The sequence below is a fragment of the Rhodanobacter sp. OK091 genome, from assembly GCF_900142825.1.
Classification (GTDB): Bacteria; Pseudomonadota; Gammaproteobacteria; order Xanthomonadales; family Rhodanobacteraceae; genus Rhodanobacter.
The window spans coordinates 52859-69203 of sequence record NZ_FRCH01000004.1 but is presented as its reverse complement, the minus strand read 5'-3'; the positions used below and the strand labels follow the sequence as shown (position 1 = coordinate 69203).

Sequence of the window (16345 nt, the reverse complement as noted above, 5' to 3'; positions counted from 1 at the left end):
CACGAAAACCATGTGTAGACCGGGTATTCAGAACGGTCGTGGGCATACCGACTGCAAACCGTCGATATGTTCATGCAGATCCGGCGCGATGCCCTGCCACATCGGATCGAGGATGAAGTCGATGCCTTCGTAGCGCGCCAGCTTCGCCGCCGGAATGAAATCCGCATCGCCGGCGATCAGGATGATCTGGTCGACCAGCTTCTTGTAGGTCAGTGCGGCGATGTCGATGCCGATCTTCATGTCGACCTGGGTCTGCCGCATGTCCGGTTCGAAATGCTCGTCGCCGAGATCATCCCAATGCAGGCTGCCGTCGCGCAATTGCTGGTAGGCATTGCGCTTCAATTGCCATTCGCCGCGCTCGGACAGCCTACCCAGCCGCAAGGCCATTTTGCGCTGGCGGCGCAGCTGATCGTGCAGCTCGCGCCGGAACGCCGCTGCACCGGTGCGCCCGAAGTCGATGCTGTCACCGCTGACCGGTTTGACGAGACTCTTTTCCAGCGGCGGGCAGTCGTAGAAGAAGATCCGGTACAGCGATTCGCGCGGACGGTCGACCGCCTTCAGATGCTCCAATGCCATGCTGAATACGGTTTTCGCCACGGCGCGCGCGTCGCCTGCATCGCGCTCGCCGTATACCTTGCGGTAGCGGGCAAGAAAAAAAGCGCCGTCGACAAGGATGGCGGTGCGGTTCATAGGACGACCTTATGGACAATCAGACATGGCAAGCAAGGATGCACGCGGCCAGCAGAATGAGGCTGGCCGCGTGCGCCTATTCTACGGCCTGTCAGTAGTGGATCACCGAGCGGATCACCTTGCCCGCGTGCATCAGCTCGAATGCGTCGTTGATGCGCTCCAGCGGCAGCACCTCGGTGATCATCTCGTCGATCCTGATCTCGCCGGCCATGTAGCGGTCGACGTAACCGGGCAGCTGCGAGCGGCCTTTGACCCCGCCGAACGCCGAGCCTCGCCAGACGCGGCCGGTCACCAGCTGGAACGGCCGTGTACTGATCTCCTGACCGGCGCCGGCGACGCCGATGATGACCGACTCGCCCCAGCCTTTGTGGCAGCACTCCAGCGCCGCACGCATCACATGCACGTTGCCGATGCACTCGAACGAGTAATCGACGCCGCCATCGGTGAGCTCGACGATCACCTGCTGGATCGGCGTGTCGGGGTAGTCCTTCGGATTGATGCAGTCGGTGGCGCCCAGCAGTTTCGCCATCTCGAACTTCGCCGGGTTGGTGTCGACCACCACGATGCGCCCGGCCTTCGCCATCACCGCGCCCTGCACCACCGACAAGCCGATGCCGCCCATGCCGAACACCGCCACCGTGGCACCCGGCTCGACCTTCGCCGTGTTGAGCACCGCGCCGATGCCCGTGGTGATGCCGCAGCCGAGCAGGCACACCTTCTCCAGCGGTGCTGCCTTGTTGATCTTCGCCACGGAGATTTCCGGCAGCACGGTGTATTCGCTGAACGTGCTGGTGCCCATGTAATGCAGCAGCGGCTTGCCATTCAGCGAGAAGCGCGACGTGCCGTCGGGCATCAAGCCCTTGCCCTGGGTGACGCGGATCTTCTGGCACAGGTTGGTCTTGCCGGACAGGCAGAATCTGCACTCGCCGCATTCGGGCGTGTACAGCGGAATCACGTGATCGCCGACCTCGAGCGAGGTGACACCTTCACCGACCTCTTCGACGATGCCGCCGCCTTCATGACCGAGGATCACCGGGAACATGCCCTCGGGGTCGGCGCCGGAGAGGGTGAACGCGTCGGTGTGGCAGACGCCGGTCGCGACGATGCGTACCAGCACCTCGCCGGCCTTGGGCCCGGCAACGTCGACCTGCTCGATCGACAACGGTTTGCCTGCTTCCCAGGCGACGGCGGCGCGTGACTTCATGACTCAACTCCGGACAGACGATGCACAGCGAAGCATCATGCCGTGCGCGACGGTTTTGCGAAACCGCGTCAATCCCCGGCCGCCGTGTTGCCTGTGCCCGGCACCGGCAAATGGCTGCAGTAATCGTCCGCTTCGGCGAGCAGCCATTCGCGAAACACTTGCAGTCCGGGATGCTCTTTCGAGCGTTCGGGATAGACCAGCCAGTACGCGTCATCCACCGGCAGGTAGCGGTTGCCAAGCACCGTCAGCCGACCGGCGTCGATCAGCGACTTCGACATCACCATGCGGCCCATCGCCACCCCGAGGCCTTCCAGCGCCGCATGTCGCTGCGCCTCGAAACTGTCGAAGTGCGCCACGTAACGGCGCGGCACGGTACCGCCGACTTTCTCGAACCAGTCCTTCCAGCGGTTCGACGGATTGGGATCGCCGAGCAGCGGCCACTGCGAAAGATCGTTCGGGTCGGCATCGGCCATCCGCGCCACCAGGACAGGCGCGGCAATCGGGGCAATCCACTCGCCGAACAGCCGCTCGCTATGCAGTCCCGCCCATACGCCACGACCGTAGCGAAGCGCCGCATCCACCGGCTCGCGCTCGAAGTTCACCAGGGTCGAACCCGATTGCAGGTTGAGCTCCAGCTCGGGATGCACGGCAACCAGCCGCGGCAGGCGCGGCACCAGCCAGCCCGACATGATGCCGGTACTGGCACTGAGGGTCAGCGTGTCGTTGCGGCGCTTCTGGTAATGCGACAACGCGTGCTCGATGCCGTCGAAATGCTCGCCGACCGCTTCCAGCAGCGCGCAGCCATCGACCGTCAGCTTGACCCCGCGCGGGCCGCGCTCCAGCAAACGGCGCTCCAGCCGCTCTTCCAGCTGCCGCATCTGGTGGCTGAGCGCGCTGACGGTGAGGTTCGCCTGCGTCGCGGCGCGCGACAGATTGCCCAGCCGGGCAACCAGCACGAATTGTTGCAGCAGGCCTAACGGCAACTTTCCCATCTTGAATAATCCTCAAGTCTGGCTTGCGAATATATCGCTTTTTGGCGCCCTGGCGCACGCGTATCTTGAACCCACCCCAAAGCAACTCGTGCTTTCCCCAGGAGTCATTCCCATGAATTCAATCTGGAAAGATCTACTGTCCCTGCACGGCCATCTCGTACGCAAGGAAGACCTGGACTGGCGTGCCGATACGCGCACCGAGGCAGAGCGGAACAAGGATGTTGCAAAGAAAAAGGCCAACGCTATGGCGGTGAAGTGCTGCGCGGCGGTGGTCTGGCCGCGATTGGCCGGGCCACGCTGACCCCCAGTTGACCCGTGCTCGTTACGCCATCGCCCGGATACGTCACGCTCTTTTTAGCCAGACCCGTGCATGCTTGCCGCTCCCCATAGTCCGAGGTGCTGCTCCGTGCACAAGCGTCCACTTGGCCGATCGTCTTTGTCCGTCGCCCCGCTCGCCTTCGGCGGCAACGTGTTCGGCTGGAGCGTCGATGAAAAGCGTTCGTTCGAACTGCTCGACGCCTTCGTCGATGCCGGCGGCAACCTGATCGACACGGCGGACGTCTATTCGGCGTGGGTGCCGGGCAATCGCGGTGGCGAATCGGAAACGATCATCGGCAAGTGGCTCAAGCGCAGCGGCAAGCGCGAACAGGTGCTGATCGCCACCAAGGTGGCGAAGTGGACCGAGCAACCCGGCCTGTCACCGGTCAACATCCAGCAGGCGGTCGACGGCTCGCTGCAACGCCTGCAGTGCGACCACATCGACCTGTACCAGGCGCACGAGGATGATGCCAGTGTGCCGCTGGCGGAAACGCTAGGGGCATTCGCCCGCTTGATCGAAGCCGGCAAGGTGCGCGTGATCGGCGCGTCCAACTACGCTGCCGACCGTTTCGCCGATGCATTGGCGGTGTCGAAGCAGCACGGCCTGCCGCGCTACGAAAGCCTGCAGCCGGAATACAACCTGGTCAGCCGCACCGGTTACGAGAAGGAGCTGGAGCCGCTGATCCGCGCGGAACACATCGGCGTGATCAGCTACTACGCGCTGGCCAGCGGTTTCCTCAGCGGCAAATATCGCAGCGCGGCGGATCTTTCCAAGAGCACGGCGCGCGGTGGCGCCGTAAAGAAATTCCTGAATCCGCACGGCTTGCAGGTGCTCGCCGCGCTAGATGCTGTCGCGGCGGCACACCATGCCACGCCGGCGCAGGTCGCATTGGCGTGGCTGATTGCACGCCCCGGCCTCACCGCGCCGATCGTCAGCGCCACCAGCGTGGAGCAGCTGCACGAATTGCTCGGCGCCACTTCGCTGCAGCTGACCCACGACGAGATCGCCCAGCTGGACCTGGCCAGCGACGCCTGAGCGGTTGTAGGAGCGACTTCAGTCGCGACGCTTCTCGATATTCCGAAAACCAGGAGCATCGCGGCTGAAGCCGCTCCCACAGGTATCCCACAGGTATCCCGCGCTATTCACTCCGGCGCTTCGACTTCATAGCCTTCGGCCTGCAGCTTCGCCAGGTAACCGTCCGATTTCAGCAGCTCGGCCATCGGCAGCATCGCGAACGTCTGCGCATTGCTGCCCAGTGCCGTACGCGCAGCGGCCAGCCAGACGGCCTGCTGCTTCGCCGGTACGTCGTCCAGCCCCAGCGTGTGTGCGAAGCCGGCCGTAGCGAGCGCCGAAACACAGGCGTCGCGCCGCTCGCTGTCGGGCAATTCACGCAGAGCCTGCAGATCGCCGGTGGCCCAGGCATTGGCGCGCGCCTTCATCGCCGGCATGTCCTGTTCGATGCTGTCCAGCGTGCGGATGAAGCAGGTGGTGTCGTGCGGCGCGGAACTCTTGAAGGCCTGGAGCGCCGCACGCGGATGCTCGATGACCACCTGGTAGCTGGTCGGCACCTCTTTGACGCCGTAGCGTTTGGCCAGTGCGTCGACGTTGGCCTGGATGCCGCCGGTCTTGCTCAAGCCATTGGCCTTGATCGCCTTCCGGTACAGCTCCTGCGCCACGAAGATCGGCCGCCAGCGCTCGATGCCGCGATCGTTGCCGATGTATTTCTGTTTCAGCAGCTGCCAGCGCGCGTACACCGGCGGCGGCAGCACCTGCTGCAACGTCTGGCCATCGTCGTTCTTGCGCGCGCTGTAGGCCGAAGGCAACAGGAACATCTTGCCGAGAAATCCGACGTCCGCCTTGAACGTGACCGACGGCGACAACAGCACCTGCTGCGATTGGCTGATCACCTGCTCCAGCTCGTGCGACTGCCACTGCACGCTCTGCGGCAACGGCGACAGCGTGCCCAGCACCCACAGCACATGATCGCCGGTCGCCGGATCTTTCCTGGTCACCTTCCACAGCCCTGGTCCCGGCTGCACGCCGGTCACCACCACGGCGGCGAGTTCGGCCGCGTCCGACGGCACCGGTGGCGGCGGCGCGGTGGTCGCTGTCGATTGCGCGAACGCCGGTGACAGGCCGGTGAGGGCTAATAGGCACAGCATGGCAGGCCAGCGCATCGATCTTGCTCCATTCACGGAAAGCGCCATTGTGCCGGGATGAAGCTGACTGACCGCCTCGATGGCGATGAAGCGGCCACCTGTTGTTGGGCAACCGCGCTGCGATATCATGGCACCCGTTCGCGCAACTGGCGCCTCGGATGGATCACCATCGGGAAACGCGGACGACCACGAGCCGCGCGCCTGGGCACCCCCTGATTCTCTTTTAGGAGTGTGCCCACCATGCCTGAACCATCCAAGCTGCTCGCGTTTGCCCTCGTCGCCCTCGGCCTCGCGCTGACGCCGGGGCCCAACATGGTCTATCTGATCTCCCGCTCCATCAACCAGGGTCGCGCGGCGGGGTTGATCTCGCTCGGCGGCGTGGCGCTGGCCTTCGTGCTGTACCTGCTGTGCGCCGTGCTCGGCATCACCGCGTTGCTGCTCACGGTGCCGCTGGCCTACGACGCGCTGCGCCTTGCCGGCGCACTCTACCTGCTCTACCTCGCATGGCAGGCGCTGCGGCCCGGCGGCCGTTCGCCGTTCCAGGTGAGGCAGCTCGAGCGCGACCGGCCGCGCAAGCTGTTCGCGATGGGTTTCCTCACCAACCTGCTGAACCCGAAAGCCGCGGTGCTGTACCTGTCGCTGCTGCCGCAGTTCATTACGCCCGGCCGCGGCAACGTGTTGCAGCAATCGCTGGCGCTTGGCTCCACCCAGATGGCGATCAGCCTCACGGTGAACGCGCTGATCGTGCTGATGGCCGGAACCATCGCCGGCTTCCTGGCCGGCCGCCCGTTATGGCTGGCCGCGCAGCGCTGGCTGATGGGCACTGTGCTGGCGGGGCTGGCCGCGCATATGGCGGTGCAATCGCGGCGCTGACGTCAGCGGCATGCCAGATGGCGTGCAAATGAAACGGGGCGCCTAGGCGCCCCGTTTCATTTGGCCGTATGGACGGCCGTTCGATACCGGTGATCAGCGCGTGGCGAGCATCGCCAGCGCGGTGTTGAAGGTCGCACTCGGACGCATGGCCTGGCTGACCAGCTTCAGGTTCGGGTGGTAATAACCCTGGATATCCACCGGCTTGCCCTGCGCGCCATTGAGCTCGGCGACGATCTTGGCCTCGTTCTCCTGCAGCGCCTTGGCCAGCGGAGCGAACTTCGCCTTCAGTGCGGGATGCGTATCCTGCATGGCCAGCGCCTGCGCCCAGTACAGCGTCAGGTAGAAATGGCTGCCCCGGTTGTCCAGTTCGCCGACCTTGCGCGACGGCGACTTGTTGTTGTCGAGGAACTTGCCGTTGGCCTGATCCAGCGTCTTGGCCAGTACGTCGACCTCGGCGCTGCCGTAGCGATTGCCCAGATGTTCCAGCGACGCAGCCAGCGCGAGAAACTCGCCCAGCGAATCCCAGCGCAGGTAGTCCTCTTCCAGGAACTGCTGCACGTGCTTGGGTGCGGAACCGCCGGCACCAGTTTCGAACAGGCCGCCGCCGGCCATCAGCGGCACGATCGAGAGCATCTTGGCGCTGGTGCCCAGCTCCATGATCGGAAACAGGTCGGTCAGATAATCGCGCAACACGTTGCCGGTGACGGAAATCGTGTCCAGTCCCTGGCGGATGCGCTCCAGCGAGAAACGCGTGGCCGCGACCGGATCCATGATGCGGATGTCCAGGCCGCTGAGGTCGTGATCCTTCAGGTAGCGCTCGACCTTGGTGATCATCTGCGCGTCGTGGGCGCGCTGCGGATCCAGCCAGAACACCGCCGGAGTATGGCGCGCGCGGCTCACCGCCAGCTTCACCCAGTCCTGGATCGGCGCGTCCTTGGTCTGGCACATGCGCCAGATATCGCCCGCTTCCACATCGTGCTGCAGCAGCACCTTGCCCGTTTCATCGAGCACCTTCACCACGCCGTCGGCGGCGATCTGGAAGGTCTTGTCGTGCGAGCCGTACTCCTCGGCCTGCTGCGCCATCAAGCCGACATTCGGCACGCTGCCCATGGTTGCGGGATCGAACGCACCGTGCGCCTTGCAATCATCGATCGTCGCCTGATAGACGTCGGCATAGCAGCGATCCGGGATCACCGCCTTGATGTCCTGCAACTTGCCTTCGGCGTCCCACATCTTGCCGGAGTCGCGGATCATCGCCGGCATGGAGGCGTCGATGATCACGTCGCTGGACACGTGCAGGCTGGTGATGCCCTTGTCGGAATTAACCATCGCCAGGCCTGGACGCTGCGCGTACTCCGCGTCGATGTCGGCCTTGATCTGCGCCTGCTGCGTTTCCGGCAGCGAGGCGATGCGCGCATACAGGTCGCCGATACCGTTGTTCGGATTGAAACCGACCTGCTTCAGCACGGCGGCGTGCTTCGCCAGTACGTCGCGGTAGAACTCGCTGATCACCACACCGAACATGATCGGGTCGGAGACCTTCATCATGGTGGCCTTCAGATGCACGGAGAACAGCACACCTTGCCGCTTTGCGTCGGCGATCTGCGCGTCGATGAAGCTGGCTAGCGCGCGCTTGCTCATCACGGCGGCGTCGATGATCTCGCCCGCCAGCAGAGAGGTCTTCGGCTTCAGCACCGTGTGGCCGCCGTCCTTGCCGAACCATTCGATGCTGACGTTGCCGGCCTGCCCGATCACCACGGACTTCTCGGTGCCGTAGAAATCGCCATCGTCCATGTGCGAGACGTGGGTCTTGGAGTCGGCGCTCCACGGGCCCATGCGATGCGGGTGCTTGCGCGCGTAGTTCTTGACCGAAGTCGGCGCGCGGCGATCGGAGTTGCCTTCGCGCAGCACCGGATTCACGGCGCTGCCCTTGACCCGGTCGTAGCGGGTCTTGATGTCTTTTTCCGACGCGTCCTTCGGTTCATCCGGATAATCCGGCAGCGCGTAACCCTGGCTCTGCAGCTCCTTGATGGCCGCCTTGAGCTGGGGCATCGAGGCGCTGATGTTCGGCAGCTTGATGATGTTGGCTTCCGGCGTGGTAGCCAGCTGGCCAAGCTCCGCCAGATCGTCGGCCATCTTCTGGTCGTCGCGCAGGAACTCCGGGAACAGCGCAATGATGCGCCCGGCCAGCGAGATGTCGCGCGTCTCCACCTTGATGCCTGCGGTGCCGGTGAACGCGTCGATGATCGGCAACAAGGACTGCGTGGCCAGGAACGGCGCTTCATCGGTCAACGTGTAGATGATCTTTGGCGTGGTGGACATTGTCTGATGGACCTCTCTGCTACGACATTCAGGGGTGGGGGCTGCCGCCCGGGTCCGGGTTGGCGGACGCGTCGCGTTTGCGCCAGCCGGGATCATTTCCGATCACCCGGGCAAGCCTGGTCGGCACTCACAAAAGCCTCCCATTGTCGCGTTTTCGCCGGAGAGGGGAAAGCACGGCGCGTCGCCGCAACGGCAAAGGGCGCGGCATGGCCGCGCCCTTGCTGTGTCCATCGCCGTCGCGGGGGCTTACTTGATCGAGAAATCCTTGCTGGCGACCTGGCTGCCGTTCAAGGAAATATCGACCTTGTACTTGCCGGCCGGGAAGCCGTCCGGTTTGGCGATCATGAAGGCGGTGGTCTGCGGGCCGTTGGAGGTGAGGGTCTTGCTGTCCTCATGCAAGGTCTGGCCGTTCTGATCGCTCCATGTCGCAGCCAGCGTGGCGTTGCCGTTGCCGCTGGTGTCGACCGAGGCGTAGATGGTGTCTTTCGGCGAGAAGCTGCTGCCGCTGGCAAGGATCTTGTTGTTGGCATCGACGGTCGAACCCACCTCTACCGAACTGAAGTTGACGGCGGGGGATGCATCGCTGGCGGGCATCCCGCTGGCCGGCCCGGCACCCGTTTTCGCCGTGGCGGCCGGCGCAGGCATCATCGCCGGGGCCGTGGCGGCATGCGGCGGCGCGGCCGGCGTCGACGGGGCCGATTCATCATGATGTTTGCCGCAAGCACTCAAGGCCAGCACGGCGCCCAGCGATACGGCAAGAATCAAGGATTGGCGGGTCGTCTTCATAAGGCATCTCCTGCTTTTGGAACCGGGCGGTATTTCAGAGCGCGGCGGGAATCTTCAGCTTTTGACCGGTCTTGATCCTGACCAGTCTTGATCCGATCCGGATTCGAGAGCTGATCGTGGTCGGCGTCGAAAATCGTCTTCCACGCATTCGCGTTGCCGCAGGACCGCTTGGCGATCCTGATGTTGGCGATCCTGATCGGGTCGTCCCTTCAGGGCGTCGGCCCGCCCCACGTTATGGATCGTCGTTTCGTCTGCGGACGAGCCGACAAGCGATTGCACATTGCTGAAGCCAGTGGCCAGTGATACCCGGCCAGCGGTTAACGGCTTGTGAGCCCCCTGCGTGCACGTTCAGGCAGTGCTTTCACGCTCGGCTCATCAAATCATCGCCACGCCGCGAGCTCGGCGCGAAGCGAGATTCACCTGGCGTTGGCCCCGGCCACCATCGCCTTGCGTTGGCGCCGGCGTGCGCTCCAGCTTCTGCGCCGCTCGGCGAGGCAGGAGAAGATCACGTACAGCGCGGGCGTGCTGAGCAAGGTAAGGCTTTGCGAGATCAGCAAGCCGCCGATCAGCGCGATACCGAGCGGGCGGCGCAGTTCGGAGCCTTCGCCCAGACCGATCGCGATCGGCATGGCGGCCAGGATCGCGACCATCGTGGTCATCATGATAGGACGGAAGCGCACGATGCATGCTTCGCGGGCAGCGTCCATCGGACTCTTGCCGTGTTCGCGTTCGGCGACCAGCGCGAAGTCGATCATCATGATCGCGTTTTTCTTGACGATGCCGATCAGCAGCACCAGCGCGATCTGAGCCACCACCGACAACTCGGTACCGGTCAGCCACAGCGCCATCAGCGCGCCCACGCCGGCGGCCGGCAAGGTGGACAGGATCGTGATCGGATGGATCAGGTTCTCGTACAGCATGCCGAGCACGATGTAGACCGTCAGCACGGCGGCCAGCACCAGCCACAACATGCCGCCCTGCGATTGCTGGAAGCGGCGGAAATCGCTGCCCAGCTGCACTCTGATGTCACCGGGCATGCGCATGTTCCGCACGGTGGCCTGGATGATGGCCATCGCCTCGCCCATGCTTACGCCGGGGGCGAGATTGAAGCTGAGATCCATCGTGGTGTACTGGTTTTCGTGCTTGATCTGCGAGGGCGCCAGGCCCGGCACCTGCTTCGCGAACGCGGTGATCGGAATCATCTTGCCGCTGCTGGAGCGCACGTAGACGCGATCGAGCGCGGCCGGCGTGGCGGTCTGGTCGGGCAGCGCGTTCACCACCACCTTGTACTGGTTGATGTCCGAGTAGATGGTGGAGACCTGGCGCTGGCCGAATGCGTCGTACAGCGCGCCGTCGATGGTGCCCACCGATACGCCGAGGCGCGCGGCCTTGTCGCGATCGATCACGATGTTCTGGCGCAGGCCGGCCTCGTCGACGTCGGTGCCGACATCGCGCAGTTTGGGATTCTTGTTGAGTTCGGCCTGCAGTTTCGGCAGCCATTCTTCCAGGACGGCGAGGTCGTTGCCCTGCAGCGACACCTGGTATTGCGCACCCTGGCTGGTGCCGCCACCGCCGCCGCTGGGCAGATCCTGCACCGGACGCAGCCGCAAGTTGAGATCCGGATAATTCGCGGCCTTCGCACTCAACCGCGCCAGCACCGCGAAAGTGTCGTCCTTGCGGCCATCGGCATGGGTCTTCAGATTGATATTGAACGAGCCGCTGGTGCCTTGCCGGCTGCTGCCCAGGCGCGAGCCCACGGTGGCCACGTCGGGGTCGGCCATCAGCATCTCGGTCAACCGCTGCAGGCGCTGCTTGCTTTCGGCAAAAGAGACGGTGGCGCTGGAACTGGCGCGGCCCCAGATCAGGCCGGTGTCCTGTGCCGGGAACAGGCCGGTCTTGACCACGCCGAACAGGTAGAACGTGGCGACGATCAGCACCAGCGGGGTCAATGCGAACAGCAGCGCGTGACGCAGCGAGAAGTTCAGGGCGCGGCTATAGATGCGCAGCATGCCGGCGTGGAATCGATCCAGCGCAGCGCCGATCCGCGACGGCGGCATCGGCTCGCGCCCGCCGCGCTGCCGGTGGCCGCTCAGAAAGCGTCCGCACAACGCTGGCGTCAGCGTCAGCGAAACCATCGCCGACACCACGATCGCCGAGACCAGGGTCACCGAGAACTCGTGCATGAACATGCCGGTGACGCCGCCGGCGAACAGCAGCGGAATGAACACGGCGATCAGTGAAGCGGTGATCGAGACGATGGTGAAGCCTATCTCGCGCGCGCCGGCCAGTGTCGCCTGCATTCGCGTCATGCCGTCGTCGATGTGGCGGATGATGTTCTCGATCACCACGATCGCATCGTCCACCACAAACCCTATCGCGATCACCAGCGCCAGCAGGGTGAGGTTGTTGAGCGTGTAGCCGAGGATGTACATCATCACGAACGCGCCGGCCAGCGACAGCGGCACCGCCACCGCGGCGATCAGGGTGGGCGCCAGCCGGCGCAGGAACAGCGCCATGGTCAGGATCACCATCGCCAGCGAAATCAGCAAGGTCGCCTGCACCTCGTGCAGCGAGGCGCGGATGGTCGGCGTGCCGTCGAAGAACGGTGTCAGCACGGTGCCCGGCTGCAGGTAATCGCGCAACAGCGGCAGCTGGCTCCTGACCAGATCGACGGTAGCGATGACGTTGGCGTCGGCCTTCTTGTAGACGTACATCAGCACGGCCGGCTGTCCGTGGAACCAGGCTGCCTGGTACGCGTCCTGCTGGCCGGCGTAGACCTTGGCCACGTCGGACAGCCGCACCGGCGTGCCGTTGTTGCTGGCGATCACCAGTTGGGCAAATTCTTCCGCCGTATGCAGCTGGGCGGTGGCGCTGATCGACATGGTGGTCTTGCCGTTGGACAGGAAGCCCTCCGGCGACGTCACGTTGGCCGCGCTCAGCGCGTTGCGCAGCTGATCCGGCGACAGCCCCATCGCATTCAACGCACGCAGGTTCACGTCGACCCGGATCGCCGGCGTGGCGGCACCGGCGATCTCCACCGACGACACACCGGGTAGTTGGCGCAGCCGCTGCGCCAGCAGGGAATCGGCGGTGTTATACAGGTCGGCCGCCGATTGCGTGCCCGAGGTCAACGCCAACGCGATGATCGGATCGTCGTTCGGATTCGCCTTCTGGTAGGCAGGCGCACCGTTGAGCCCGGTCGGCAGATCCGGCGCCGCCGCGTTGATCGCCGCCTGCACTTCGCGCGCGGCGGCGTCCAGGTCGGTGCCGTTCTCGAACATCATGAAGACGAAGGTGCTGCCCTCGGAACTGGACGAACGCATGGTCTCGATGCCGGGCACCTGGCCCAGATGCCGCTCCAGCGGCGCGGCCACGGTGGACGCCATCGTATTGGCGTCCGCGCCGGCCTGGCTGGCCTGCACGAAGATCGCCGGAAACTGCATGTTCGGCAATGCCGCCACGCCGAGCAGGAAGTAGCTGATCATGCCGACCACGAACAATCCGGCCGCCAGCAACGAGGTGCCGATCGGGCGGCGGATGAAGGTGCCGGAAATGTTCATGGCTTCAACGTGAGCGGAAAGCTGGCGGTGGTATGACAGATGACGCGTGAACGAATCATCCCTAGGGGACGCCCTGATCTATTCGACGCAGGCGTCTCTAGGTCAACGTCCATGCCGCGAAAAGGTTGATCGGCGCTAGTGCCAGGCGCACCCTTCGCGCCGGGACGCGAAGGGTGCGATCGGTCACGCCGTGCCGTCTGCCTGCGCGCGCGCCAAGGCACGCTGCTCGCGGCGTGCGGCCAGCCGGTCGGAGAAACGCTCCATGTACAGGTAGATCACCGGCGTGGTGTACAGCGTCACCAGCTGCGACAGCAGCAGGCCGCCGACGATCGACACGCCCAGCGGACGGCGCAGTTCGGCGCCGATGCCGTTGCCCAGCGCCAGCGGCAACGCGCCCAGCATGGCCGCCGCGGTGGTCATCATGATCGGGCGGAAGCGCAGCAGGCAGGCGCGGCGGATCGCGTCACGCGCATTCAGTCCGGTGCGACGAGCCTCGATCGCGAAGTCGATCATCATGATCGCGTTTTTCTTGACGATGCCGATCAGCAGCACGATGCCGACGATGCCATCCACCGACAGGCTCATGCCGCATATCAGCAGCGCCAGCAACGCACCGACGCCGGCCGGCGGCAAGGTGGAGATGATCGTCAGCGGATGGATGTAGCTCTCGTACAGCACGCCCAGCACGATGTAGATCACCACGATCGCCGCCAGCAGCAAGAGCACCTCGTCGCCCAGCGAGGAGGTGAACTCGGCCGCCTTGCCGACGAACTCGCCGCGCACCTGCGGCGGGAAGTTGAGCTGCGCCTCGACCTCGTGGATCGCCGACACCGCGTCGGACAGCGAGTAGCCCGCCGCCACGTTGAACGCCAGCGTTACCGCCGGCAGCTGCTGCTGATGGCTGACCACCAACGGCGCGCTGGTGACCTGCGCACTGACCAGCGACGACAAGGGAATGGTGCCGCCGCCGCCGAGCTGGAAACCGACGTTGCCGGCGTTGCCGATACCCGACGGCGTCGCCGAATTGCTCGACTTGAGCTGGCCGAAGCTGGTGGCGTTGCTGCCGGTAAGCGCGCCGTTGCCGTTGCCGCGCACGGTCAGCTTGTTCAGCAGGTCGTCGCTGGAGCGGAACTCCGGCGCCACTTCCAGCACCACGCGATACTGGTTGAGCTGGGTGAAGATGGTCGATATCTGACGCTGGCCGAACGCGTCGTACAAGGTATCGTCGATGCTCTGCACCGGCACGCCGAGACGGCTGGCCTTTTCGCGGTCGATGCTGAGCTTCAGCGCATTGCCGTTGTTGGCGAGATTGTTGTCGACGTCGGACAGCTCCGGCCGCTGGCGCATCGCCTGGGTCATCTGCCCGGCGTACTTGGCCAGCTCCGTCGAATTCACGTCGGACAGCGAATACTGGTATTCGGTGGCGGCGACGCGGCTGTCCAGGGTGACGTCCTGCACTGGCTTCAGATACAGCGCGACGCCCGGAATATCCGCCACGGCCCGTTGCAGCCGCGGCAGCAAGGCGTCCAGGCCATCGCGATCGCCGCGATCCTTCAGCACGATGCTGAGCTGGCCTTGATTGAGGGTGGGGTTGATGGTGCCGGCGCCGATGAAAGCGGCCACGCCCGCGACCGCAGGATCCTGGCGCAGCGCTTCGGCGACTGCCTTGGTGCGGTCCTGCATCTGCGGGAATGCGATGTTGTCGTCGGCTTGCACCACGCCGGTGATCAGGCCGGTGTCCTGCTCCGGCAACAGACCCTTCGGGATCACGATGTACAGGAACACGGTGAGCACCACCGCCGCCCCCGCCACCAGCATGGTCAGCTGGCGATGATCGAGCACCCAGTCCAGCGTGTTGGCGTAGAGATCGACCGTGCGCGACCACACCGTGCGCTTGCCCGCCGCGGCATGGCGCTCGTGCGCGTCGTCGCCTTCGGGCAGCTGGTCCGGCTTGAGCAGGTAGGCGCACATCATCGGCGTCAGCGTCAGCGACACCAGCATCGAGATGGTCACCGCGATGGTCAGCACCCACGCGAATTCATGGAACAACCGGCCGGTAACGCCGGGCATCAGCAGCAGCGGCAGGAACACCGCCACCAGCGACACGGTCAGCGACAGCACGGTGAAGCCGATTTCCTTGGCGCCGATTTCGGCCGCTTCCTTGCCGCTCTTGCCCTGCTCGATGTAGCGCACGATGTTCTCGATCATCACGATCGCATCGTCGACCACGAAACCGGTGGCTACGGTGAGCGCCATCAGCGAGAGGTTGTCCAGCGACATGCCTGTGAACGCCATCACGCCGAACGTGCCCAGCAGCGACAGCGGCACCGCCACCGACGGGATGATCGTGGCCCACAGCCGGCGCAGGAACACGAAGATCACGCCCACCACCAGGAAGATGGTCAGCAGCAGCGTGAATTCCACATCGTGCACGGACGCCTGGATGGTCACCGTGCGATCGGCGAACACGTCCAGATGCACGTCGGCCGGCAGCGCGGCACGCAGCTCGGGCAACACGGCGCGGATCTGCGCCACCGTCTGCACGATATTGGCGCCGGGCTGGCGGCGCACATCCAGCAGCACCGCCGGCTTGCCGTTCGCCCACGCGGCGAGCTGGTCGTTCTCGACACCGTCGACCACACTGGCCACATCGGACAGGCGCACCGGCGAGTTGTTCTTGTAGCTGACGATGCTGCTCTTGTACTCGGATGCATCGGACAGCTGGTCGTTGGTGCCGATCGAGTAGCTCTGCGTCTTGCCGTTCAACGTGCCCTTGGGCGCGTTGACGTTGGCCTGGGTCAACGCGCTGCGCACGTCCTCCAGGGTCAGGCCGAGGTTGGACAGCTGTGCCGGATTCACCTGCACGCGCACGGCCGGGCGCACGTTGCCGGCGATCGAGACCAGGCCTACGCCCTGCACCTGCGACAGCTTCTGCGCGATGATCGAGTCGGCCAGATCGTTCACCTCGCGCAGCTGGCGGCTGGTCGAGGTGAGCTTGAGCGTGAGGATGGGCGCATCGGCCGGATTGACCCGGTTATACACCGGCGGATACGGCAGGTTGCCCGGCAGCGTGCCCTTGGCCTGGTTGATCGCGGCCTGCACATCCTGCGCGGCGATGTCGATGTCCCGATCCATCGCGAACTGCAGGATGATCGTGGACAACCCTGCGGCGGAATCCGAGCTCATCATGCTGAGCCCGGAAATCTGCCCCAGGTTGCGCTCCAGCGGGGTGGTGATCAGCGACGCCATGGTGTTGGCGCTGGCACCCGGATACTGGGTGCTCACCACCAGGCTGGGCGCCTCGATCTCCGGCAAGGCGGACACCGGCAACTGGCGGTAGCCGAGGATGCCAAGCAGCAGCACCGCCACCATCAACAGCGAGGTGGCGATCGGCCGGCGAATGAAGAGGGTCGAGAATCCCATGGCTATCCGTAACGTAG

At 64.8% G+C, this 16345-nt stretch carries 11 protein-coding genes and 1 riboswitch; of the genes, 3 read left to right on the top strand and 8 right to left on the bottom strand.

Features of this window, described 5'->3' with window-relative positions:
• Positions 1-27: 27 nt before the first annotated feature.
• The 3 genes from BUA26_RS16880 to BUA26_RS16870 form a co-directional block, all read right to left on the bottom strand.
• Positions 28-690 carry an NYN domain-containing protein gene (locus BUA26_RS16880; protein WP_072762061.1) on the bottom strand — a complete coding sequence of 221 codons (663 nt, stop codon included), beginning with the start codon at positions 688-690 and terminating at the stop codon, positions 28-30.
• Between the two features lie 91 nt (positions 691-781).
• The gene (locus BUA26_RS16875; RefSeq protein ID WP_072762060.1) at positions 782-1894 is read right to left on the bottom strand and encodes an S-(hydroxymethyl)glutathione dehydrogenase/class III alcohol dehydrogenase; all 1113 of its coding nucleotides are present in this window, start codon (positions 1892-1894) and stop codon (positions 782-784) included.
• 68 nt (positions 1895-1962) lie between these two features.
• Positions 1963-2886, bottom strand: a complete 924-nt coding sequence (locus BUA26_RS16870; protein ID WP_072762059.1) for a LysR substrate-binding domain-containing protein — start codon at positions 2884-2886, stop codon at positions 1963-1965.
• A gap of 112 nt (positions 2887-2998) precedes the next feature.
• Here BUA26_RS16870 and BUA26_RS16865 point away from each other — a divergent pair, with 112 nt between their 5' ends.
• Positions 2999-3187 carry a hypothetical protein gene (locus BUA26_RS16865; protein ID WP_072762058.1) on the top strand — a complete coding sequence of 63 codons (189 nt, stop codon included), beginning with the start codon at positions 2999-3001 and terminating at the stop codon, positions 3185-3187.
• 105 nt (positions 3188-3292) lie between these two features.
• Positions 3293-4240, top strand: coding sequence for an aldo/keto reductase (locus BUA26_RS16860; RefSeq protein WP_072762057.1), 948 nt, complete (start codon positions 3293-3295; stop codon positions 4238-4240).
• A 107-nt stretch (positions 4241-4347) separates the two neighbouring features.
• Here the strand turns inward: BUA26_RS16860 and BUA26_RS16855 are convergent, their stop codons facing one another.
• The gene (locus BUA26_RS16855) at positions 4348-5382 is read right to left on the bottom strand and encodes a TraB/GumN family protein (protein ID WP_072762056.1); all 1035 of its coding nucleotides are present in this window, start codon (positions 5380-5382) and stop codon (positions 4348-4350) included.
• A gap of 114 nt (positions 5383-5496) precedes the next feature.
• Positions 5497-5578, top strand: a riboswitch (ZMP/ZTP riboswitch).
• Positions 5579-5604: 26 nt separating this feature from the next.
• Between BUA26_RS16855 and BUA26_RS16850 the strand changes: the two genes are divergently transcribed.
• Positions 5605-6237, top strand: a complete 633-nt coding sequence (locus BUA26_RS16850) for a LysE family translocator (protein WP_072762055.1) — start codon at positions 5605-5607, stop codon at positions 6235-6237.
• 93 nt (positions 6238-6330) lie between these two features.
• Here the strand turns inward: BUA26_RS16850 and BUA26_RS16845 are convergent, their stop codons facing one another.
• From BUA26_RS16845 to BUA26_RS16830, 4 genes are all read right to left on the bottom strand, one after another.
• A complete protein-coding gene (locus BUA26_RS16845) occupies positions 6331-8559 on the bottom strand; it encodes an NADP-dependent isocitrate dehydrogenase (protein WP_072762054.1) in 2229 nt (742 codons plus the stop codon).
• A gap of 246 nt (positions 8560-8805) precedes the next feature.
• A complete protein-coding gene (locus BUA26_RS16840) occupies positions 8806-9345 on the bottom strand; it encodes a hypothetical protein (protein ID WP_072762053.1) in 540 nt (179 codons plus the stop codon).
• 416 nt (positions 9346-9761) lie between these two features.
• Entirely contained in the window at positions 9762-12905 is a 3144-nt protein-coding gene (locus BUA26_RS16835) for an efflux RND transporter permease subunit (protein ID WP_072762052.1), read from the bottom strand.
• A gap of 183 nt (positions 12906-13088) precedes the next feature.
• Entirely contained in the window at positions 13089-16328 is a 3240-nt protein-coding gene (locus tag BUA26_RS16830) for an efflux RND transporter permease subunit (RefSeq protein ID WP_072762051.1), read from the bottom strand.
• Positions 16329-16345 lie beyond the last annotated feature (17 nt).